The sequence below is a fragment of the Rhodococcoides fascians NBRC 12155 = LMG 3623 genome (genome assembly GCF_001894785.1).
Taxonomy (GTDB): domain Bacteria; phylum Actinomycetota; class Actinomycetes; order Mycobacteriales; family Mycobacteriaceae; genus Rhodococcoides; species Rhodococcoides fascians.
In genome coordinates this window covers 1-22,377 of record NZ_BCWW01000005.1, presented here as the reverse complement: position 1 = coordinate 22,377, position 22,377 = coordinate 1, and the positions used below count along the sequence as shown (strand labels likewise).

The window sequence follows — 22,377 nt, the reverse complement described above, 5'->3', positions numbered from 1 at the left end:
CGATGAACGCAGGCCCCGGACGGCACGGTCGGCGCACCCGACGTGGACAGCGCACGTGGTTCGGCATTCTCGCTCTCGTGTTGATGTGTGCCCTCGGAATCGGAATCGCGACACAGGTGCGCGAAACGAGCACGTCGGGCAATCTGGAGAATTCGCGGCCCGAGGACCTGTTGGTGGTGTTGGACTCACTGACGCGACGCGAGGCGTCGATCCGCGACGAGATCAGCGCGCTTCAGGGCACGCTCGCCACCCTCCGGCAGTCCGGTTCAGGGTCGGACGCCGCGGTGGGGGAAGCCCAGGAACGACTGTCCGCGTTGTCCATTCAGATCGGCACCGTGGCGGCCCGAGGACCCGGCGTCACGTTGACGATCGACGACACCGACGCCGGCGTCGGAGCAGAGGTTCTGCTCGACGCGTTGCAGGAGCTGCGGGCCGCCGGTGCCGAGGCGTTGCAGATCGACGGTGGTGGGGTCGCGGTCCGCATCGGTGTGGATTCGTGGATGGCCGGACCGGCCGGCCGAGTCGTGGTGGACGGCCGAGAACTACGCGCTCCTTACACCTTCACTGCCATCGGAGATCCGGCGACTCTGGAAGCTGCACTGAACATTCCGGGAGGGGTGATCGACACGGTCGCTCGCAACGGAGCGAGCTCGCGAGTCGAGCGATCGGACCAGGTCACGGTCTCCGCCTTGCGAGATCCGCGCCCACGTCAATACGCTCAGCCCGGAAACTGATCGCCCGCTCGCCCCGGGCCACGATGGAAGGGAATGCCGCGTTGAGCGACATCGACACACCAGCTGATCTGCTTTACACCCCCGAGCACGAGTGGGTGCAGCGGACGGGGCCTGCGACGGTTCGAATCGGTATCACCGACTACGCCCAGATTCAGTTGGGCGACGTCGTGTTCGTTCAGCTTCCGGCGATCGGTGACAGCGTCACCGCGGGCGATTCTCTCGGTGAAGTGGAATCGACCAAGAGCGTGTCCGACGTGTTCAGTCCTCTCACGGCCAAAGTCGTTGCCGTGAACGAAGATCTGGATTCCGAACCCGAGAAGGTGAACTCCGGACCGTACACCGGCGGGTGGCTGATCGAGCTCGAGGTCGCATCCTCGGAGGCATTGGACGCGGCGCTGGCACCGATGCTCGATGCCGCCGGATATGCTCTCATCACAGCTGAGTGACGAAGGGCCGTACACACCGGCCAACCGACCACAGGTCCTCGGCGCGCAGGGTACGGTCGACACCGAGCGAACAGCCTGTCGGGGCGAAGGTCGCGCATGGTGAGTGGTCCGCCACGCACCGAGGAACCGAAACGCACCACCGAACGCCAGCAGAACCAGAAGTGAAGACCATGTACTGCGTTACCCGAGGTGATCGTTGCCCGGGTCAACGGACTGAGAAGGAGTAACGGTGAGCCAGAACGACAACGACAGCAACTACGGGGAGTCGCCGGCCGAGACCACCTCGGTCTTCCGCGCCGATTTCCTCCAGGAGCTGGACAACTCCGCTACCGCCCAGAGCACCGAAGCTCCGGTATCGGGTGTCGAGGGCTTGCCTGTCGGAGCTGCCCTGCTCGTCGTCAAGCGTGGTCCCAACGCCGGATCCCGATTCCTGCTCGACCAGCCGACCACGTCGGCCGGTCGTCACCCCGACAGCGACATCTTCCTCGACGACGTCACCGTGAGCCGTCGACATGCAGAGTTCCGCCAGGACGAGGACGACTTCCAGGTCGTCGACGTGGGCAGCCTCAACGGCACCTACGTCAACCGCGAGCCGGTCGACTCCGCCGTGCTCGCCAACGGTGACGAGGTGCAGATCGGCAAGTTCCGTCTGGTCTTCCTCACCGGGCCCCGTGGCGGCAATGGATCTGCAGTCGGCGAGTCGTCTGCGGGTGCAGGAAGCCAGTGACCGCCGTCGGGCAGCAGTCCAGCGGGGGGATGTCGATTGGCTCCGTCCTCGATCGACTCCGGCCCGACTTTCCCGACGTGACCATCTCGAAGATCAGATTCCTCGAAGCCGAGGGTCTGATCTCTCCGGAGCGCACTCCGTCGGGCTATCGGCGTTTCTCGATCGCGGACTGCGAACGGCTGCGGTTCGTGCTCACCGCTCAGCGTGATCAGTACCTACCGCTGAAGGTGATCAAGGAACAACTCGAAGCGATCGACCACGGCGTTGCAACCGTCGAGAGAGCAGACGCCTCGGTCAAGCGCCCACGGTCGTTGACGATCGCGGCCGGTGAAGTCTCGCCGGAGGAGTTCCTGCCCGATCGCGAGGTCCGCATCAGCAAGGCAGATCTACTGGCTCAGGCCGGCATCGACGACGCCTTCCTGACCGAGTTGCTGCGCAGCGGTCTGATCACTCCCGGGCAGGCCGGGTTCTACGACGACGGTGCCGTCACGCTCGCTCGTACCGCGCACGCGATGTTGCAGTTCGGGCTCGAGGTTCGTCACCTCCGTGCGTTCAAGCTCGCGGCGGACCGCGAAGCGGGTCTCGTCGCTCAGATCGCCGGGCCGGTCGCCAAGGGGCGCGATGCCGGTGCACGTGATCGTGCCGAAGAGATGATCCGGGAATTGGCAGCTCTGTCGTTGACCTTGCATACGTGTCTGGTCAAAGCAGCGGTGCGTGGTGCGCTCGACCGGTGAGGTTCGCTCGCGCCGGTTCGGATTCCAATAGACTCGGTTCTGGTGAGCTGGACCAGCGACGACCAGCGAAGATTTCTCGAGGTGTGAGGTGGACACGATGAGTGAAATGCGTGTGGTCGGTATTCGTGTCGAACAGCCGCAGAACCAGCCCGTGTTGCTGCTGCGTGAATCCGACGGAGATAGGTACCTCCCGATTTGGATCGGCCAAACCGAAGCTGCCGCAATAGCTTTGGAGCAGCAAGGTGTGCAGCCGGCTCGGCCGCTGACGCACGATCTGGTGAAGAACCTGATCTCTGCGTTGGGGCACGAGCTCAAGGAGGTGCGCATCGTGGACCTCCAGGAAGGCACCTTCTACGCCGATCTCGTATTCGACAAGGACATCCGCGTGTCGGCGAGGCCGTCGGATTCGGTTGCCATCGCGCTCCGTGCCGGAGTCCCGATCTATGCGGAGGAGCCTGTGCTCGCCGAGGCCGGCCTGCTGATGCCGGACGAGCGGGAGGACGAGGTGGAGAAGTTCAAGGAATTCCTCGAATCGGTGTCGCCGGACGACTTCAAGGCCACCGACGGGTAACGGAATAGTCTCAACCTCAACTTTAGGTTCAGGTTTACGGCGCGTTGCGTTGAATCTGGTCGATCGCCCCCATAACGTTCGTGCCAGTGAAGTTCATCGCCGGCGCAGTCCGGACCGACGCAGTTCACGCCTCTTCGGTTGCCGCCGAGGCGTAGTCTGGCCCTGGTACACGGTATGACTTCACGCGAGTACACCGAGGCGTTCAGGCGCGCTTCGGACGGATCCCAGTACTGACTGGATCCGAACGCAGTGAGACATCCGAGAGGGAGCAGTCAGTGGGAGATCAGCCGCAGCAGCATCACGGCAGTCGAGAATCCGACGCCGCAAGCCGGACAGAGGACGCGTCCGCAGCCGATGCTCGGGTCGAGACCCCCGACGAGGCGTCGAATCGCCCTGTCGCACAGCCGCAGGACATTCAACCCGGCCTGTTCCCCGACGATTCGGTCCCTGACGAACTCGTCGGATATCGCGTACCCAGCGCGTGCCAGATTGCCGGCATCACCTATCGGCAACTCGACTACTGGGCGCGTACGGGCCTGGTCGTACCGTCCATCCGAGGCGCAGCAGGTTCGGGCAGCCAGCGGCTGTACTCGTTCAAGGACATGCTGGTCCTCAAGATCGTCAAGCGCCTACTCGACACCGGAATCTCGTTGCAGAACATCCGCGTCGCCGTGGATCACCTGCGCCAGCGTGGCGTCGGCGACCTCGCCAACATCACCCTGTTCTCCGACGGCACCACCGTCTACGAGTGCACGTCGGCCGAGGAAGTAGTCGACCTGCTGCAGGGCGGGCAGGGCGTCTTCGGTATCGCCGTCAACGGCGCGATGCGCGAGCTCACCGGCACCATCGCCGACTTCCCGGCCGAGCGAGCAGACGGCGGAGAGAGCCAGCCGAGCCCCGAAGACGAACTGGCGTCCCGCCGCAAGAATCGCGCGAGTCGTAAGACCGGCTAGACTTCTCACCGTCGCGCCTGCGCGGGAGAGTTCCGAGGCATCCAGTCTCGGACGCCGAAGGAGCAATACCTCCCCGTCAATCTCTCAGGCACACGGACCGTGTGGGCTTCGACAACTCTGGAAAGTGGTGGGAGCACCCACCCGCCCAAGGGGAAAGGTGCCGGTGCGCGCACGTCAGCGCGCCGTGTTCTACCGAATCTCTCAGGCGCACGCGTCAGCGAGCACACGACAGAGGGGGAGGAGCGGTCGGCGCGTATGCCCCGGCCGTCCGACGCCTTGTCTTGGGACCCCTGGGAGTAGACCGTGACCGACCGAATGACTTCGACCGCATCGGCTTTCGTCGACAGACACATCGGCCCCGACACCACCGAACTGGCCCGCATTCTCGACGCAATCGGTGTCGACAGCCTCGACGAGCTGGCCCGCAAGGCTGTTCCCGAGTCCATTCTCGATACCGTCGTCGACGGGGTTCCCGATGGCCTGGCGACATTGCCGCCTGCTCTGAGCGAGCACGATGCGCTGGCCGCGCTGGCCGATCTCGCCGGCCGCAACACGGTGGCCACCTCGATGATCGGCCTGGGCTACTACGACACCCTGACGCCTCCGGTGCTCACGCGCGGCATCCTGGAGAATCCGGCCTGGTACACCGCCTACACCCCTTATCAGCCCGAGATCAGTCAAGGCCGACTCGAGGCACTGCTCAATTTCCAGACGATGGTGTCGGACCTGACCGGTATGGATGTCGCGAATGCCTCCATGCTCGACGAGTCCACTGCCGCAGCCGAATCCATGACGCTCATGCGTCGCGCCAACCGAGGCTCGAAGTCACCCCGCCTCGTCGTCGATTCGGATATTTTCCCGCAGACCAAAGCCGTGCTCGCTACGCGCGCCGAACCGCTCGGGATCGAGCTGGTGTACGCCGACCTCGCCGACGGCCTGCCCGAAGGCGACTTCTTCGGAGTGCTGGCGCAGCTGCCGGGAGCATCAGGCCGTCTGGTGGACCACACCGCCACGATCGAGGCAGCACACGAGCGCGGTGCGCTGGTTGCAGTCGGGGTCGATCTGCTGGCCGCCACCCTGGTGACCGCGCCCGGCGAAATCGGTGCCGACGTCTGCTTCGGAACCACCCAGCGCTTCGGGGTTCCGATGGGGTACGGCGGTCCGCATGCCGGTTATCTCGCAGTGCGCTCCGGTCACTCGCGCCAGCTGCCAGGGCGGTTGGTGGGAGTGTCCGTCGATTCAGACGGACATCGGGCCTACCGCTTGGCCCTGCAGACGCGCGAGCAGCACATTCGCCGTGAGAAGGCGACCTCCAACATCTGCACCGCCCAGGTGCTGTTGGCCATCGTGGCCGCGATGTACGCCAGCTACCACGGCGCGGATGGGCTGCGCGCGATCGCACGTCGCGTCAACACCCGTGCTCGAACCGTCGCAGCAGGGTTGCAGGCTGCGGGCATCGACGTGGTGCATGCCGAGTTCTTCGATACCGTGCTCGCCGCGGTCCCCGGCGCGGCCCACACCGTCGTCGATGCCGCCAAACAACGCGGTATCAACCTCCGACCGGTCGACGACGATCACGTCGCGATCGCCTGTGACGAGGCAACCACGGAGGCTCACATCGTCGATGTGCTCGCTGCATTCGGTGCCGAGCCCGCCGGCCCGGGAGCCGAATCCGTCCCGGCCGATTGTGCCCGCACGTCCGAGTACCTGACGCATCCCGCCTTCACGCGCTACCGCACCGAGACAGCCATGCTGCGCTACCTTCGCGCGCTGTCGGACAAGGACATCGCCCTCGACCGCAGCATGATCCCGCTGGGATCGTGCACGATGAAGTTGAACGCGACCGCTGAAATGGAGTCGATCACCTGGCCTCAGTTCGCGCGCCAACACCCGTTCGCGCCGTCGACCGACGTCCCCGGACTACTCCGGGTGATCGCCGACCTCGAACAATGGCTCGTCGACATCACCGGCTACGACGCGGTCAGCCTGCAGCCCAATGCAGGAAGCCAGGGCGAGTACGCGGGACTACTTGCGATCCGCCGATACCACCAGGCCAACGGCGACACCGGTCGCACGGTCTGCTTGATCCCGTCGAGCGCACACGGCACCAACGCCGCCTCCGCGGTGATGGTCGGGATGCGCGTCGTCGTGGTTGCGTGCCGACCGAACGGAGACGTCGACGTCGACGACCTGCGGGCCAAGATCGCCGAGCACGCCGACACCCTCGCCGCCATCATGATCACCTACCCCTCCACCCACGGTGTGTACGAGCACGAGATATCCGATATCTGCGCCGCGGTGCACGACGCGGGTGGACAGGTGTACGTCGACGGTGCCAACCTCAACGCTCTGGTCGGGTTGGCTCGGCCGGGTCGTTTCGGCGGAGACGTCAGTCACCTGAACCTGCACAAGACCTTCTGCATCCCGCACGGCGGTGGCGGTCCCGGCGTCGGACCCATCGGCGTCCGTTCGCATCTGCAGCCGTACCTGCCCGGCCACCCGCTGGCACCGCAACTGGGCGACGGTCCGACCGTTGCGGGCGCACCGTACGGAAGCGCGTCGATCCTGACGATCACGTGGGCATACATCGCGATGATGGGCGCGGAGGGGCTGCGCCGGGCGACCTTGACCGCCATCGCGTCGGCCAACTACATCGCGCGCCGCCTCGACGAGTACTTCCCCGTGCTCTACACCGGCGACAACGGCATGGTGGCGCACGAGTGCATCCTCGATCTGCGAGGTCTGACGAAGGACACCGGCGTCACCGTCGACGACGTGGCGAAGAGACTGGCGGACTACGGCTTCCACGCGCCGACGATGAGCTTCCCGGTGCCGGGGACCCTGATGGTCGAGCCGACCGAGAGCGAGAATCTGGAGGAGATCGACGCATTCTGCGACGCGATGATCTCCATCCGCAGGGAAATCGACCGCGTCGGCTCCGGCGAGTGGACCGTAGAGGACAACCCGTTGCGCGGCGCTCCGCACACGGCGCAATGCCTCGTCGCCGACTGGAACCACCCGTACTCGCGGGAACTCGCGGCGTACCCCGCAGGCTACGACCGACCGAAGGTGTGGCCCGCGGTCCGGCGGATCGACGGCGCGCACGGCGACCGCAACCTGGTGTGTTCCTGCCCGCCGATCGAGGCGTTCGCCTGACCTGCTGTTCGCCCGATGGACGGGCAGATGGTCAGCCCCGCGTGAGTTCGAGCATCGCGATCTCGGGCGGGGCTGCCACGCGCACCGGCGGACCCCACGCGCCTGCACCGCGGGTGGTGTAGAGCGTGGTGTCACCGATCGTGTCCAGCCCCTCGACACTGGGCTGCTGGAGCGGCACCAGATAGCGGATCGGCCAGATCTGCCCGCCGTGAGTGTGTCCGGACACCTGCATGTCCACGCCCAGCTCGGAGGCCTCCACAGCCTGCTTGGGCTGATGAGCCATCAACAGCACGAAGCGATCCGGGTCGATGCCGTCGAGCGCAGCGCCGAGATTCGGTTCGTACGGTTCCGGGGCAGTGGCGTCGTTGATGCCGGCGATATCGATGGCAACGCCATCACGGGTGATCGTCGTGCGCTCGTTGCGCAACACGTCGATGTCGAGGGTCGACCAGAAGTCGAGCCACTCTCCGCCGTCGCCCGCGTAGAACTCGTGGTTGCCGCTGACAGCGAAGACCCCGAGAGGGGCTTCGAGGTCGCGCAGCGGCTCGAGGTCTTCTCCGACCAACTCCACTGTCCCGTCGATGAGATCGCCGTCGAGCAGCACGACATCAGGCTGCTGCGCGTTGACCGAATCCACGACCGTGCGCACGAAGCCCGCACCGCGAGACGGTCCGGCGTGAATATCGGACACCAATGCCACTCGCAGACCGTCGAATTCGGCCGGCAACCGGTCGAGCGCAACCTGGGTGCGTGTGACACGAGGCGAGGCGGCTTCGACGAGGCCGTACCCCACTGCGACGACGCTGACGAGAGCCACGACAACGGAGCCGACCCTCGATATGCGCAGCCGAGCAGCAGTCGAATCACGATGCGACAGTGCGAACATCACCCGCACGACGGCGCAGATCAGAGCAACGAGGACCGTGCCGAGGAACAGATACAACACCACCGCCAACCAGGTCAGACCGACGAAAGCCGGGCCGCGGGCCCAGGACGGATCGAACTCGACGCCGCTGCCGAAGCCGACCACCGCGCACAACCACAGAAGTATCAGCAACAGATCTGCCGGGCGTCCGACACGTGCCGGTGCCCTCGTTACGGAGAGAAACCGCCAGTGCAGGAAGAGGGTGACGAGGAGTAGGAAGACGCCGACAAAAAGTACACGAGACATGTTCTAGTACAGCAACTTTCCGAGTCGATCGAGGAGGTCTGGGGAATCCGATGTCGGCACCGTGTCCACGGTGCCGCCGGTGGGAGCTGCGATGTCGGTGAACACGGGGGCAGGGCTGTCGTCGCCGATGCGCACGATGTTCACCGCAACCGGCCGCGCCGGATCGGACGCCGATGTCAGTTCGGTGAGTAGCTCGTCCGCCGACAAGGGTGAGTCGTCCGGGCCGTCCGTGATCAGCACGACCGAATTGACGCGGCCGGGGACGTAACCGGCCACGGCGTCGAGATACGCGACGAGGACGGACGCGTACGTGAACGAGCCGGTTGCCGGCGTCAACGCCGCAGCGGTCGCATCGAGGGCGGAGCGCCTCGGAGTGGTACCGACGGGAACTGTCATCGGTCCGGTCGGGACATCCACCCGGAAGGGCAGCGAGTTGTTCAGGTCTTCGCTGAAACTCCACAGACCGAGTTCGGTGGCGTCGGGGACTCGTCGGAACTGCTCGCTCAGTGCGCGAACGGTGTTCTGCAGCCGCGTCGCACCGCCTTCGGTGGTACGCATCGACTCGGACACGTCGAGTAGAACAGTGGCACGGCGGGGCAGAACCGGATTGCGAAGCACAGCGAGCAGAGCGTCGGCAACCGGCCCCGATGGTGGGGCGACGATGCCCGCGTCCTGGGGCTCGTCCACGCTGAATCCCGCGTCCAGGAGTGTCTGCGTACCGTCGGGCTGACGAACGAAATCCACGAATGCCGCGGCTGCTCGGGTGGAGGTCTCGTCACCGGAGAGCACGACCGCCGGATGATCGGCGACAGGCGTTGCACCCTGTGGGCGAACGGCGGTCAGCGTCGAGGAATCGGTCGACGCGAGTTGCTGTTCGGTGACCGGGACCGCGTGGACGGCGGCGTCGGGGCCTGCAGCATTCTCGAGCGCCGCGAGGGCGTCGTACGTGGTGGAGGCCGAGGTTGCGGCAGCGCCGGTATCGGTCACCGCCAACTCCGACATCGCCGACACCAGTGGCGTCGAGGAGGCCTCATCGACGGTGAGTGCGGTGGTCGGGTCACCGCGTACGCCTGCCGCGATGGCCGTGACCGCAAGAGTGCTCGCGCCGGTGTCGGAGCCGGACGGCACGGCGAGTCGAAGCCCACCCCACTCGGGGAGTCCGAGAGCCTGCGGGTTGCGTTGCAGTCGTATCAGATCTGCCCAGCTAGAGCCTGCAGCGACGACGGCGTCGGCCACCGCGCTCGGTGCAGCGAGGACGATCGGACTCGATGCGACAGGCCGCGGCGTACCGTCGATGGCTCCACGGTCGACGACGGCCTCGACGTCTGCCGAGGACTGGGGTATCCACAGACCCGGACGAGCGCCGAGCGCACCGACATCCCAGTTGTCGGCGCCGGAGTTCAGTGCCGCCCGCACCGCATCGGACGCGATGGCTCGAACCTCTACTGTCACACAGTGATCGCGAATTACCGGGGCCGTCGCGTCGAATCGTGTTGCCAGCTGTTCGATCGCGGCGGAGATGTCCGGGTCGGCCGCCACGGTGAGGACGGCCGGTCCCTCCACGCAGGTGTCGGCTGCCTCGATCCCCTGATCCGAAATTCGATCACGCAGCGCAAACCATCCGAACACGGCTGCCACCAGGACCGCGATCGTCAGTACGACGATCACGGGCCCGGCGGCTATGGAACGTCCGCGCCCTGAGTTCCGGTGTTCACCCACGTGGTCGACAAGTCCGTCAGGCGTTGACGGCCTTGTACTCCCGTCGGCGACGATGCAGGATCGGCTCGGTGTACCCGTTGGGCTGGCTCGTGCCCTGGAAGATCAGATCACTCGCAGCCTGGAAGGCGATGTTGGTGTCGAAATCGGGTGCCAACGGCTTGTACGTCGGATCGGACGCGTTCTGCCGGTCGACCACCGGTGCCATTCGCTTCAGCGATTCGCGCACCTGCTCCTCGGTGACGATGCCGTGCCGCAACCAGTTCGCGATGAATTGGCTCGAAATGCGCAGCGTCGCACGGTCTTCCATCAGTGCGATGTCGTTGATGTCGGGCACCTTGGAGCATCCGACGCCGTGGTCGATCCAGCGCACGACGTATCCGAGGATGGACTGCGAATTGTTGTCGAGTTCGTTCTGCTTCTCCTCGTCGGTCCAGTCGGTGGACGGCGCGAGAGGGATCTCGAGGATCTCGTCGACGGTGGCGCGCTTGGCTTTCGCGATCTCGTGTTGACGGGCGAACACGTCGACCTTGTGATAGTGCAAGGCGTGCAGGGTCGCTGCGGTGGGGGAGGGAACCCACGCAGTGTTCGCGCCGGCCTTGGGGTGGCCGATCTTCTGCTCGAGCATGTCGTGCATCAGATCGGGCATGGCCCACATGCCCTTGCCGATCTGCGCCTTGCCCTGCAGGCCGGCCGCCAGGCCGGTGTCGACATTGAAGTCCTCGTAGGCGGCAATCCACTTCTCGCCCTTCATCGCTCCCTTACGAACGACGGGCCCTGCCTCCATCGAGGTGTGAATCTCGTCGCCGGTGCGGTCGAGGAAGCCGGTGTTGATGAACACGACCCGCTCGGACGCGGCCTGGATGCAGGCCTTGAGGTTGACCGTCGTGCGGCGCTCCTCGTCCATGATGCCGACCTTGAGCGTGTTGGTGGGCAGGCCGAGGACCTGCTCGACGCGGCCGAACAATTCGGCGGTGAAGGCGACCTCGTCCGGTCCGTGCATCTTCGGCTTGACGATGTACAGCGAGCCCGTACGCGAGTTCGAGAGCACGTTGTCCGGGGTCAACGAATGCAGACCGGCAAGCGAGGTGAACAGCGCATCGAGAATGCCCTCGGGAACCTCGTTGCCCTCGGCGTCGAGGATCGCGTCGGAGGTCATCAGGTGGCCGACGTTGCGGACGAACAGCAGCGAACGGCCGTGCAGCGTCAGCTCGGAACCGTCGACCGAGGTGTAGGTGCGGTCCCTGTTCATCGCGCGAGTGAACGTCTTGCCGCCCTTGGAGACCTCCTCGGTGAGATCGCCCTTCATCAGACCGAGCCAGTTGCGGTAGCCCAGAACCTTGTCGTCGGCATCGACTGCGGCGACCGAATCCTCGAAGTCCATGATCGTGGTGACAGCCGACTCGAGGAGCACGTCCTTGACGCCCGCTCCGTCGGTCTTGCCGATCGGGCTCTCGGGGTCGATCTGGATCTCGAAGTGCAAACCGTTGTGCACGAACAAGATTGCCGTCGGCGCATCGGGTGTGCCCTGGTAGCCCAACAGCTGGGACGGATCCTTCAGGCCGACGGTGCTGCCGTCGGCCAACGTCACCGTCAGCGACGCGGCGTCGACGACGTATCCGGTGGTCCCGACGTGCGAGCCGGAGCTCAGCGGCAATGCCTCGTCCAGGAAGTCACGCGCGAACGCGATGACCTTGTCTCCGCGGACCTTGTTGTAGCTCGTGCCCTTCTCGGCTCCGTCGGTCTCGGGGATGGCGTCCGTTCCGTAGAGGGCGTCGTAGAGCGAGCCCCATCGTGCGTTGGAGGCATTGATCGCAAAGCGTGCATTGAGCACGGGAACCACGAGCTGCGGCCCGGCCGTGGTGGTGATCTCGGTGTCCACGCCGGACGTGGTGATCTGGAAGTCGGCAGGCTCGTCGAGCAGGTAGCCGATCCCTTTCAGGAAGGCCTTGTACGCTGCGCGGTCGTAATCGGCACCGGCATGCTCGCCGTGCCACGCGTCGACCTTGCCCTGAATCTCGTCGCGGACGGCCAGCAACGCTTTGTTCTTGGGAGCGAGATCGGCGATCACCGACGCGGCACCGGCCCAGAAGGCCTCCGAATCTACGTCGGTACCCGGCAGCGCCTCCTTCTCGACGAAATCGAATAGGACCTTGGCGACCTGAAGTCCACCAGCCTGCACACGATCGGTCATGAATTCCTCACTCTTTCCGGTCACGGACACCGGTGACGGTGTCCCCACGACAACGCTGTCGATGTTACTCGGCGGTAGGTCCGACGCCGAACCCGCCGCCGGTGAGCAGATTTCGACACCGATCCATCAGTGCCGAGCGTAGGGGAGCTGCCTTTTCCGACAGCTCTCCCTGCGCGCGAACGTACTCTGCCCGTCCAGCCGCAGTTTCAATTCGGATGGGATCGAGATGGTACTCGCTCAGGTCGTACGGACTTGCGCGCATATCGATCGTTCGAGCCTCCAACGCCAACTCGAAGCAGTCGGTCACGAACTCCGAGTCGATCAACGGACCCAATTTGTAGCACCACTTGTACAGATCCATCGACGCGTGGATGCAACCGGGCTGCTCGGACCCCAGGCGCGACTCGGGGGACAACGCGAGGGCGTTACGCGGTACCGCGTCCTCGGTGAAGAAGCGGTAGGCGTCGTAATGAGTGCACCGCAACGTCATCGAGTCGACCACGGCGTCGGTTCCCTCATGACCGAGTCGCAATGGGACTTGGCTGTGCCGGACTGCCGCGTCGCCGCCGCGGTAGACCATCGCCCATTCGTGCAGACCGAAGCAGCCGAGCATGGGCGGTCGCTCCCGCGTCGCCGACAGCAGACCCAGAACGAACTCGATGCTGGGCCGGCGTCGCTCGAGCAGATCCGACCGCACCCGGAATCCTGGACCGTCCGCAGTCTCGACCTGCTCGTACGAGGCGAACTCGGCGAAGTCACGCGCCCGATCGCCCGTCAGAACCGTGCCGTGGCCGGGATTCCATCGGCGCAACTGACCCGGGCGATGGCTGTAGTAGGTGAACAAGAAATCCACCACCGGATGCACATTGCCGTGTCCGCGATCGACCAGATAGCTGCCGACGAGACTCTCCACCCGAGCCGAGTGCGCGTCTCGCCGGGCAGTCCACTCCGCCTCGGTCAGCGTTGCCGATTCGCCCATTCAGACGTTCCGCGGGGTACCGGTAGGTGCGGACTGACCCGGTCGGGGACCGGCGACACGGTGAGTCCCGTCTCGAACCGTGCCCACGAACTCCTCCACCAGATCCTCCAGCGCGACGATGCCGACCGTGGCACCGGTCGCATCGTGCACGGCACCGAGGTGGCTGCTGGCGCGCCGCAGCTTCGTCAGCGCGTCGTCGAGCACGGTGTCTATGGACACCACGGGCAGGGCCCTGACATCGCTGCGGGGAATGACGGTCTCCGGGCCGGCGGAGTCGTCGGCCATGTCGTCGAGCACGTCCTTCAGGTGCAGATAGCCCACCAGGGAACCGCTCGCATCACGCACCGGGTACCGAGAGAACCCGGTTTCGATGACTGCGCGTTCCACCGAACCGAGGGTCGGACCGAGAGTGTGGTCCGGCCCGGACAGCTCGATACTCCGAACCTGATGCGAGGGAATCAGAACCTCGGCCACGGTTCGGCCCGAGGTCTCGAGAGCCTGGCGCAATCTGCGGTGTTCCTCGGCGTCGATCAGTCCCTCCGAGCGCGATTCGCCGATCATCTGCGACAGCTCCACCGCCGAGACGGACGAACTCAGTTCGTCCTTGGGCTCGATGCGAAGCATGCGCAGCGTCAGGTTGGCGCACAGGTTGTAGAACGAGATCAGGGGCAACGCCACCTTGATGAACATCAGGTGGATGGGCACGAGCACCATGGCGGTGCTCTCCGGGCCGGCGATGGCGATGTTCTTCGGGACCATCTCGCCGACGAGAATGTGCAGAACCACGACGAGCGTCAGCGCGATGGCGAAGGCGATCGGGTGCAGGAACGAGCCGGGGATGCCGACCAGCTCCAGGGGCACCTCGATCAAGTGCGCGACCGCGGGCTCCGCGACGCGGCCGAGCAGAATCGAGCAGATCGTGATGCCGAGTTGTGCCGCGGCGAGCATCTGCGACAGATTTTGACCGGCCTCGATGACGCTCTGCGCGCGCTTCTTGCCCTGCGCCAGCAATGCTTCGAGACGATCACGGCGAGCTGAGATCAGTGCGAACTCGGCACCGACGAAGAAGGCGTTTCCGGCCAGCAGCAGAACTGCCAGACCTACCCCGAGAAAGTCACCCATCGACCTCACCGTCCGATCGCAGACGCGCCACTGCTTCGGCGTCGACCGGCAGGATCAGCACACGATCGATACGGCGGCCGTCCATGCGGATCACGCGCGCCATCCACCCGCCGTCGCCGTCGGGGACGTCCTCCGTCGCCGGGGACGGTAGAAGCACCGCGTCTCCCTCTGATGGAATCCGGCCGAGTTGCATCAATACCAGGCCCCCGATGGTTTCGTATTCGCCTTCCGGGGCCGAATAGCCCGTCGCCGACGCAACCTCGTCGATGCGAAGCAGCCCCGCGCAGTCCCAGCCGTCGCCCGAACGAGCGACGTCCAGTTCCGGCTCGTCGTGTTCGTCGCGCACGTCGCCGACGATCTCCTCGATCAGATCTTCCATCGTCACCATGCCTGCGGTGCCGCCGTACTCGTCCACCACGAGGGCCACCTGCATTCCGTCGGCTCGCACGCGTTCCATCACAGCGTCGCCGTCCAGGCTCGACGGAACGACCGGAACGTCGCGCGCCAGGGACTCGACAGTGGTGGACCGGCGGTCCGCTCCGGCCACCGTGAACGCATGCTTGATGTGTACGACACCGACGGTGTCGTCCAGGTCGCCGTCGACCACCGGGAACCGAGAGAAGCCCGTTCGCGCAGCGGTTTCGATCAGGTCGGCGACGGTCGCGTCGGTGGCGAGAGTCTCGATCTTGACCCGCGGAGTCATCAGTTCCTCGGCGGTGCGGTCGCCGAACTGCAACGACCGGTCGACCAGACGTGCGGTGTTCTCGTCGATCGAGCCCTGCTGGGCCGACGTCCGGACCAGTGAACCGAGCTCCTGCGGTGATCTCGCCGAACGCAGTTCCTCGGCCGGTTCGATGCCGAGCCGTCGCACGAGCCAGTTGGCCGAGCCGTTGAGTCCGTTGATCGCCCATTTGAAGATCAGGGAGAACCCGGCCATCGCTCCGGCTGTGACCCGCGCGGTCGACATCGGTTTCGCGATGGCGATGTTCTTGGGGACCAGTTCACCGAAGATCATCGAGAACGACGTGGCCAAGATCAGAGCCACCGCGAGGGAGATTCCCGACGCGAGAGAGTCCGAGGCACCGAGCGCGGTGGTCACCGGCCGAATGAATCCTGCCAGCACCGGCTCCGCGAGATAACCGGTGATGAGGGTGGTGATCGTGATGCCCAGCTGCGCGCCCGACAACTGAAAAGACAGCGTCTTGTGAGCATGCAGAACTTGGCGCGAGCGTAGGTCGCCGTTCTCGGCCTGAGACTCGACCGCACTGCGTTCGAGAGCAGTGAGGGAGAACTCTGCCGCGACGAAGAGGGCAGTACCTGCCGTCAGCGCCACGAAGCCGATCAGGCTGACGATGGTGACGAGAGTGGCCACAGGTCAACGCCGCCGAAGTTGAGAGAGCAGTACCGCTCCGCTCGTCTGCGGAAACCTGTCGAAATCGGTGTCGCCGGGTTTCTCTCCCGGCTCGATAGAGGATCCCTCCGATGTGGAACCGTCGTCGTGCTGCTCCGCAGTTGCCGAACCGGCAACCGAAATAGTGGGTGCCTCGGGCACCTGATTCCCTTCTGTCTGGTTCGCGTTGCGGCACACCGGTGGTGGCCGACGCGTCGTCGCACCGCGCCGAGTCGACGTTGTCGTCTCGGCGCGGGCAACGACAGCGAACGTCGTCGAACTCGTAGTAGGTGAGTCTAACCGTGTCGGTGCGTTACCACCCGGACGGCAGGGGGCGCCCTTCGGCAAATCCTGCGGCCGACTGGACCCCGAGGACGGCTCGTTCGGCCAATTCGGGAAGGGAACGTGCCCCGGCATAAGTGCATGTGCTGCGCACACCTGCGCAGATGTGATCGATGAGGTCTTCGACGCCGGGACGATCCGGATCCAGTCGCATCCGGGAACTGGAGATCCCTTCCTCGAACAACGCCTTGCGGGCGCGGTCGAAGGCCCCGTCGGTGGCAGTGCGCGCCGCGACGGCACGCTTGGACGCCATGCCGAAGCTTTCCTTGTATCGGTTGCCCGCCGCGTCGACGCGAAGGTCTCCGGGAGATTCGTAGGTGCCCGCGAACCAGGATCCGATCATGACGTTGGCGGCACCGGCCGCGAGCGCGAGCGCGACGTCGCGAGGATGGCGAACACCGCCGTCGGCCCAGACCGACGCACCGAGTTCGGCTGCGGCAGCCGAACAGTCGGCCACGGCGGAGAACTGCGGCCGACCCACGCCGGTCATCATGCGAGTGGTGCACATGGCCCCGGGGCCGACACCGACCTTGACGATGTCCGCACCCGCCGCCACCAGGTCACGGGTGCCCTGAGCGGAGACGACGTTGCCGGCGGCGAGCGGTACGCCGAGATCGAGCGAACGCACTTCGGCCAACGCTTCGAGCATCTTCTGTTGGTGCCCGTGGGCGGTATCCATCACCAGGACGTCGGCACCGGCCTCGACCAGTGCCGTCGCCTTCTTCGCCACGTCGCCGTTGATGCCGACCGCGGCAGCGATCCGCAGCCGTCCCGACGCGTCGACGGCAGGGGCGTAGATGCCGGTGCGGACGGCACCGGTGTTCGTCACCACACCGGCCAACGAACCGTCGTCCTCGACGACGATCGCGAGCTGGGCGTGGGCGGCCTCCATCATCTCGAAGACCTCTTTGGGTGAGGCGTTGCGGGCCACCCGCACGAAGTCGGTCGCGGCCACCGAGCTGAGCCGAGCGAAGCGATCGACGTCCGCGCAGGCGCTCTCGGTGACGACACCGACGGGCTTGCCGTGCTCGACGATCACGACGGATCCATGAGCGCGCTTGTGCACCAGGGCGAGCGCATCGGAGACCGAGGCGTTGGGGCCGAGAACGACCGGTGTGTCGGCAACGAGATCTCTGCTCTTGACGAATGCGACCGTTTCGGCCACGGCCTCGGTGGGCAGGTCCTGCGGAATGACGGCAATGGCACCGCGTCGTGCGACGGTCTCGGCCATCCGCCGACCCGATACTGCGGTCATGTTCGACACCACGATCGGAATGGTCGTTCCCGACCCGTCGACCGTGCTGAGGTCCACGTCGAAACGAGAAGTGACATCGGTCCGGTTCGGGACGAGGAAGACGTCGTCGTAGGTGAGATCGTAGGGCGGCTGGTGACCATCGAGGAACTGCACGTTGATCGAGACTACCGGTCGGATGGACTTCCTGGGTTCGACGCCCCGTCCCGAGCGGTCGGTTCGGACGCGTTCGCGGCCTGCGTACGCGACAGCAGGACCGTCGTGACGATCATGACGGCCACGGCTACGACGATGACCGTCAGGGCTGCGCCCTCGGTTCTGATTCGCTCGTTCAGGACAGTGACTCCGACGAACGCCGCGCCGAGTGGTTCACAGATCGTCACTGCCGGCATCGACGCCGACAGCGGACCCACCTGGAATGCACGCTGCTGCAGGTAGAAACCGACGACGCCGGATCCGATCAGCGTGTAGGTCTGCCAGGCCGTCAGCGCCTCGACCGGGTTACCGTCGACGAGGTCGGTGACGTTCTTGGTCAGCGCAGCCGCCAGGCCGAACAACAAACCTCCCGCTGCACCGAGCAGTAGTGCCCGAACTCCCGGCGAGGTGAGCAGCAATCCGCCCGCGGCGGCGCAGCCGACAACGACGGCCACCACGATCAATGGAACGAGCCACTGCACGAAAGGGGCGTCGGTATTGCCCTCGCTCGGATCGCCCACCACGATGAAGACGGCAAGTGCCGCGGCCATCGCCACGGCGAGCGCCCAGGTGGTGGCAGGCAGTGTTCTGCCGACCAGCTTTGCCGACATCGGGAGAGCGAACAGCAGTGCTGTCACCAGCAGAGGTTGAACGACCAGCACCGAGCCGACCCACAGCGCCGCGATCTGAACCGCATAGCCACCGCCGTCTCCGAGGACGCCCACCCACCACCGCGGGCTACGCACCAGTGCCGAAACTAGGGATTCACCTTCGGGGACGGACGCGGCCGCGCTCTGTTGCGCGACCGACGCGCAAGCGAACAGGAACGCCGAAATCAGTGCGAGTACGACCGCCGGCCAGGACGCGGTCACCCGCGTCGTCCTCTGCTACCGCCACCCCGCCGGCTCCCGGTGCCATCGCTCCGCCCACGCCTGCCCGGCGTACCCGTCCGGCCCGCACCGCGCGCAGTTCGGGTGTCGGCCGCAGCACCGCTCGTCGTCGGTACCGGGGCAGGTAGCGGTCGACCGATCGGGGTGCGTGCGCCCGTCGGTCGACGCCACGCGGACTGGTCCAGATCGGTATCGATGACCGTGGCGGCAACGCCGGCCTCGTCGGCCATCGATCGGACGCGATCCAACTGGTCGTCCGTTGCCAGCGTCACGACGGTTCCGCGGGCACCGGCACGTGCAGTGCGTCCGGCGCGGTGCAGGTAATCCTTGAAATCGACCGGGGGATCGACGTGAACGACGAGAGTCACGTCGTCGACATGAACACCGCGGGCTGCCACGTCGGTTGCGATGAGAGCCACGGACGTGCCCTCGCCGAAGGCCGCGAGCGATCGGGTGCGATGCGCCTGAGTCTTGTTGCCGTGCAACGACGATACCGGCACACCCAGTGCGAGGCACTCGTCGGTGAGTCGATCGACGGCATGGGTGGTCCGTAGGAACAGAAGTGTCTTACCGTCGCGGTTGGCAAGTGCGGCAGCGACTTCGGTCTTTCGGGCCGCGTCGATTCGGAAGACGAAATGGGTCATGTCGGGTTCGCTGACGGCTGCCGCAGTGGAGTGCACAGCGGGGTCTTTCAGAAACTTCTCGACCAGCCCGTCGACCTCCCCGTCCAGCGTCGCGGAGAACAGCATCCTCTGACCGTGTTCCGGGGTGACAGCGAGCAGTGAATCGACCTGAGGCAGGAAACCCATGTCCACCATGCGATCTGCCTCGTCGATGACGGTGACCTCGACATGCTCGAGTGTGATCGAGCGTCGCTGGAGGAGATCGATGAGCCGGCCGGGAGTCGCGACCACGATGTCGACTCCGCGCTGAATATCTCGGACGTTGCGTTCGAGCGGAACACCTCCGACGACGCCGACGGTACGAAGTCCGAAGGTGGCACCGTGGATGTCGAGTACTTCACGAATCTGCAGTGCCAGTTCCCGCGTGGGGGCGAGAATCAACCCGCGCGGTGCCGCAGGTGCGCTTCGCTTGCCGGCGAGGTGGACGAGAATCGGCAGTGAGAACGCCAGGGTCTTACCCGAGCCCGTGGGTGCGCGCCCGAGGACGTCCCGTCCGGCAAGGGCATCGGGGATCGCCGCGACCTGAATGGGAAACGGGTCGCGAGCACCTGCATTCCTGAGGGAGTGCACCAGAACGACGGGGAGACCGAGGTCTGCGAACGATCGAGTGGATTGACCCGGCATGGAGCTGACCTTACCGCCGGATCGACGACGCGTTCGACCGTTCTTGTCGGTACCGCACGCAATACTTGCCCTAGAACGTGAGTTCGAATGGCGTTCGAGACGCAATCTCCGCAGGGGCGGTTGCACGGCGAAGGTGGGGGAGTCATGTGCAAGATGTGCCGAGGGTTCGGTGTCGACAATTACATCGATGATGTGAGGGCAACGATCGAGACATTCGGGTGGGCGCTGCAGTACGTGGAATCGGAGGTCGATCGAGACGGCATTCATCCCGCGTTCTGCTACACGGTCGGTCTCACCGACCTGGGCAGTCCCGAAATCGTCGTGACGGGACGCGGGCCACGTGAATCCTCGATGATCCTGAACGCGCTGGGGACTTCGGTGGCGTCGGGGATGTTGGACATCGAATCCGGAATTGGTTGTGCAGCAGCAGGATTCGATCTTCTGGCCATCGATGTACCGGATTGTGCGGACATCCTGTACGTCGCCTCCGACGTGTACGGCACGGGACGCTTCAGCGCCGTACAAGCCGTCTGGAGGGACCTCGAAGGTGCACTGCCGTGGGAGGGAATTCCGTCGACGGTGGTGCAACCGATACTCGGGCCGGTGCCCTTCTGAGCGAGCGAAGACCGATCACACCGGTGGCACCGCACGAAAGTACGCGTGGTGCCACCGGCGGGGGACCGATGTCAGGCTTCGATCTCGGAGCGATCTCCACTCCACAGAGTGTGGAACTTGCCCTCGGAATCGGTGCGCTCGTAGGTGTGCGCACCGAAGAAGTCGCGCTGTCCCTGTGTCAGGGCCGCAGGCAGACGCTCGGCACGCAGCGCGTCGTAGTACGAGAGCGAGGATGCGAACGCAGGCACCGGGATGCCGAGCGACGCAGCCGTGATGACGACGCGCCGCCAACTGTCGATCGCGTTCTCGATAGCGTCACGGAAGTATGGCGCCAGGATGAGGCTCGGTAGTTCGGCGTTGTCGTCGTACGCGTCCTTGATGCGGTTCAGGAATCGCGCCCGAATGATGCAGCCACCACGCCAGATCGTGGCGAGATCGCCCGGATGCAGATTCCAATCGTATTCGGCGCTACCCGCCGCGATCTGATCGAAGCCCTGTGCGTAGGCGACGATCTTCGACGCGTACAGCGCCCGGCTGATGTCGTGAGTGAACTGCTCGGCATCGGTCGGCTTGTCGGCCAGTGTTCCCGATGCGAGGCCGACAGCGGCCTTGCGCTGGGCCCGCGATCCCGACAGAGCCCGTGCGAACACTGCCTCGGCGATGCCGGTCACGGGTACTCCGAGATCGAGTGCCGCCTTGACGGTCCATCGACCGGTGCCCTTCTGCTCGGCAGCATCGACGATCACATCGACCAGTGGCTGCCCGGTCTTCGCGTCGACCTGGCGAAGGACCTCCGCAGTGATCTCGACGAGGTAACTCTCCAGATCGCCCTTGTTCCACTCGGTGAAGACGTCTGCAACCTGCGCAGGCGAGTACCCGAGCGCGTCGCGAAAGAGGTTGTACGCCTCGCCGATGAGCTGCATATCGGCGTATTCGATGCCGTTGTGCACCATCTTGACGAAGTGGCCGGAGCCGTCGGGGCCGATGTGCGTGCAGCACGGCGTGCCGTCCACCTGCGCAGCGATGGACTCGAGCAACGGTCCCAATGCCTTGTAGGACTCGGCCGGACCACCCGGCATGATCGACGGGCCGTTGAGCGCGCCCTCTTCGCCGCCGGAAATACCGGCGCCGACGAAGAGCAGACCGCGGTCCTTCATGGCCGCCTCGCGGCGGATCGTGTCGGTGTAGAGCGCGTTGCCGCCGTCGATGATGATGTCGCCTTCCTCCATCACACCGGCGAGTTCCTCGATCACCGCATCGGTCGGGTCGCCTGCCTTCACCATGATGAGCACGCGCCGCGGCTTCGCCAACGCGGCCACGAACTCCTCGATGGTCTCGGTACGGATGAAGTTGCCCTCGGTACCGTGCTCGGCGATCAACGCGTCGGTTTTAGCGATACTGCGGTTGTGCAACGCGACAGTGTGCCCGTGGTGGGCGAAGTTACGCGCGATGTTGGAGCCCATGACGGCGAGTCCGGTGACTCCGATCTGAGCCAGTTCTGTCTCTTTTGCTGCTGAGGTCATACAGACAGCTTTCCTTGCCGCGCGATTTCGCGCGAGCCAACCCCCTGGGTCGGGTGCGACGCCGGCCGACACGACGCAAAAGGTGCCGCATTCGCGAAGAATGCGGCACCTCGGGGTTCGAGCGACGAAGCCCGTCGAATCAGGACTTCGCCTCGAACAATGGATCAGTGGCTGCGTGCAGGCCCGTCGAAACCGTCGTACGAACGACGCTCGGTGCGGCTACGGAACCCACCCGATCGGTTCTCGTCCTGGCGCGGGGCGGATGCGGGACGACGGTTGTCCGAGCCACGGTTGTCCGACCCGCGACCTTCGTAACCGCGACCCTCTGAGCCGCGGTACGAGCTCGAGTCGGAGCGACGC

At 65.4% G+C, this 22,377-nt stretch carries 18 protein-coding genes, 1 pseudogene and 1 riboswitch; of the genes and pseudogenes, 8 read left to right on the top strand and 11 right to left on the bottom strand.

Annotated features, from left to right (window positions below):
• The first annotated feature begins 2 nt into the window (after positions 1-2).
• The 7 genes from RFA01S_RS12905 to gcvP all read left to right on the top strand — a co-directional run bounded on the left by RFA01S_RS12905 (position 3) and on the right by gcvP (position 7,321).
• A complete protein-coding gene (locus RFA01S_RS12905) occupies positions 3-734 on the top strand; it encodes a DUF881 domain-containing protein (RefSeq protein WP_032408242.1) in 732 nt (243 codons plus the stop codon).
• A gap of 41 nt (positions 735-775) precedes the next feature.
• The gene (gcvH, locus tag RFA01S_RS12900; RefSeq protein WP_032408475.1) at positions 776-1,180 is read left to right on the top strand and encodes a glycine cleavage system protein GcvH; all 405 of its coding nucleotides are present in this window, start codon (positions 776-778) and stop codon (positions 1,178-1,180) included.
• Between the two features lie 229 nt (positions 1,181-1,409).
• Positions 1,410-1,907, top strand: a complete 498-nt coding sequence (gene garA, locus RFA01S_RS12895; protein WP_027497168.1) for a glycogen accumulation regulator GarA — start codon at positions 1,410-1,412, stop codon at positions 1,905-1,907.
• Complete coding sequence (ftsR, locus tag RFA01S_RS12890; RefSeq protein WP_027497167.1) at positions 1,904-2,641, top strand: transcriptional regulator FtsR; 738 nt, start codon at positions 1,904-1,906, stop codon at positions 2,639-2,641. The genes garA and ftsR overlap by 4 nt, the downstream gene beginning before the upstream one ends.
• A 97-nt stretch (positions 2,642-2,738) precedes the next feature.
• Entirely contained in the window at positions 2,739-3,212 is a 474-nt protein-coding gene (locus tag RFA01S_RS12885) for a bifunctional nuclease family protein (protein ID WP_027497166.1), read from the top strand.
• Between the two features lie 413 nt (positions 3,213-3,625).
• Positions 3,626-4,165, top strand: a complete 540-nt coding sequence (locus RFA01S_RS12880) for a MerR family transcriptional regulator (protein ID WP_157226114.1) — start codon at positions 3,626-3,628, stop codon at positions 4,163-4,165.
• Between the two features lie 12 nt (positions 4,166-4,177).
• A riboswitch (glycine riboswitch) is annotated at positions 4,178-4,275 on the top strand.
• A 205-nt stretch (positions 4,276-4,480) separates the two neighbouring features.
• The gene (gene gcvP / locus RFA01S_RS12875) at positions 4,481-7,321 is read left to right on the top strand and encodes an aminomethyl-transferring glycine dehydrogenase (protein WP_032408476.1); all 2,841 of its coding nucleotides are present in this window, start codon (positions 4,481-4,483) and stop codon (positions 7,319-7,321) included.
• Between the two features lie 31 nt (positions 7,322-7,352).
• Here the strand turns inward: gcvP and RFA01S_RS12870 are convergent, their stop codons facing one another.
• The 9 genes from RFA01S_RS12870 to RFA01S_RS12825 all read right to left on the bottom strand — a co-directional run bounded on the left by RFA01S_RS12870 (position 7,353) and on the right by RFA01S_RS12825 (position 19,879).
• Positions 7,353-8,492: a metallophosphoesterase gene (locus RFA01S_RS12870; protein WP_032408243.1), complete on the bottom strand. Its 1,140-nt coding sequence runs from the start codon at positions 8,490-8,492 to the stop codon at positions 7,353-7,355.
• A gap of 3 nt (positions 8,493-8,495) precedes the next feature.
• Positions 8,496-10,160 (bottom strand): substrate-binding and VWA domain-containing protein, encoded by a 1,665-nt coding sequence (locus tag RFA01S_RS12865; RefSeq protein WP_238325179.1) that lies wholly within the window; start codon positions 10,158-10,160, stop codon positions 8,496-8,498.
• Positions 10,161-10,227: 67 nt separating this feature from the next.
• The gene (locus RFA01S_RS12860) at positions 10,228-12,402 is read right to left on the bottom strand and encodes a malate synthase G (protein WP_032408478.1); all 2,175 of its coding nucleotides are present in this window, start codon (positions 12,400-12,402) and stop codon (positions 10,228-10,230) included.
• Positions 12,403-12,466: 64 nt separating this feature from the next.
• A complete protein-coding gene (locus RFA01S_RS12855; protein ID WP_032370577.1) occupies positions 12,467-13,381 on the bottom strand; it encodes a hypothetical protein in 915 nt (304 codons plus the stop codon).
• A complete protein-coding gene (locus tag RFA01S_RS12850; protein WP_032370576.1) occupies positions 13,382-14,503 on the bottom strand; it encodes a hemolysin family protein in 1,122 nt (373 codons plus the stop codon).
• Positions 14,496-15,875 (bottom strand): hemolysin family protein, encoded by a 1,380-nt coding sequence (locus RFA01S_RS12845; RefSeq protein WP_027497158.1) that lies wholly within the window; start codon positions 15,873-15,875, stop codon positions 14,496-14,498. Before RFA01S_RS12845 ends, RFA01S_RS12850 begins: the two co-directional genes overlap by 8 nt.
• Positions 15,876-16,206: 331 nt before the next feature.
• A complete protein-coding gene (guaB1, locus tag RFA01S_RS12835) occupies positions 16,207-17,643 on the bottom strand; it encodes a GMP reductase (RefSeq protein ID WP_032366171.1) in 1,437 nt (478 codons plus the stop codon).
• A gap of 11 nt (positions 17,644-17,654) precedes the next feature.
• The gene (locus RFA01S_RS12830; RefSeq protein ID WP_032388364.1) at positions 17,655-18,554 is read right to left on the bottom strand and encodes a DMT family transporter; all 900 of its coding nucleotides are present in this window, start codon (positions 18,552-18,554) and stop codon (positions 17,655-17,657) included.
• On the bottom strand, positions 18,551-19,879 hold the full coding sequence (locus tag RFA01S_RS12825; RefSeq protein WP_032370572.1) for a DEAD/DEAH box helicase: 1,329 nt from the start codon (positions 19,877-19,879) through the stop codon (positions 18,551-18,553). Before RFA01S_RS12825 ends, RFA01S_RS12830 begins: the two co-directional genes overlap by 4 nt.
• 87 nt (positions 19,880-19,966) lie before the next feature.
• On the opposite strand from RFA01S_RS12825, the gene RFA01S_RS12820 reads away from it, so the two are divergent.
• Positions 19,967-20,494, top strand: a complete 528-nt coding sequence (locus tag RFA01S_RS12820) for a DUF4262 domain-containing protein (protein WP_052060886.1) — start codon at positions 19,967-19,969, stop codon at positions 20,492-20,494.
• Between the two features lie 71 nt (positions 20,495-20,565).
• On the opposite strand, the gene gnd is transcribed toward RFA01S_RS12820, so the two are convergent.
• Together gnd and RFA01S_RS28045 are read right to left on the bottom strand one after the other, a co-directional pair.
• Positions 20,566-22,017 (bottom strand): NADP-dependent phosphogluconate dehydrogenase, encoded by a 1,452-nt coding sequence (gene gnd, locus RFA01S_RS12815; protein ID WP_027497152.1) that lies wholly within the window; start codon positions 22,015-22,017, stop codon positions 20,566-20,568.
• A 164-nt stretch (positions 22,018-22,181) separates the two neighbouring features.
• Positions 22,182-22,377 (bottom strand): annotated as a pseudogene (locus tag RFA01S_RS28045) (DEAD/DEAH box helicase); the annotation flags it as partial.

Coding starts and splice junctions, on each gene's coding strand:
- RFA01S_RS12905 (WP_032408242.1), top strand. CDS start 3: ATGAACGCAGGCCCCGGACGGCACGGTCGGCGCACCCGACGTGGACAG.
- RFA01S_RS12885 (WP_027497166.1), top strand. CDS start 2,739: ATGAGTGAAATGCGTGTGGTCGGTATTCGTGTCGAACAGCCGCAGAAC.
- gcvP (WP_032408476.1), top strand. CDS start 4,481: ATGACTTCGACCGCATCGGCTTTCGTCGACAGACACATCGGCCCCGAC.
- RFA01S_RS12870 (WP_032408243.1), bottom strand. CDS start 8,492: ATGTCTCGTGTACTTTTTGTCGGCGTCTTCCTACTCCTCGTCACCCTC.
- RFA01S_RS12860 (WP_032408478.1), bottom strand. CDS start 12,402: ATGACCGATCGTGTGCAGGCTGGTGGACTTCAGGTCGCCAAGGTCCTA.
- RFA01S_RS12855 (WP_032370577.1), bottom strand. CDS start 13,381: ATGGGCGAATCGGCAACGCTGACCGAGGCGGAGTGGACTGCCCGGCGA.
- RFA01S_RS12850 (WP_032370576.1), bottom strand. CDS start 14,503: ATGGGTGACTTTCTCGGGGTAGGTCTGGCAGTTCTGCTGCTGGCCGGA.
- RFA01S_RS12825 (WP_032370572.1), bottom strand. CDS start 19,879: ATGCCGGGTCAATCCACTCGATCGTTCGCAGACCTCGGTCTCCCCGTC.
- RFA01S_RS12820 (WP_052060886.1), top strand. CDS start 19,967: ATGGCGTTCGAGACGCAATCTCCGCAGGGGCGGTTGCACGGCGAAGGT.
- gnd (WP_027497152.1), bottom strand. CDS start 22,017: ATGACCTCAGCAGCAAAAGAGACAGAACTGGCTCAGATCGGAGTCACC.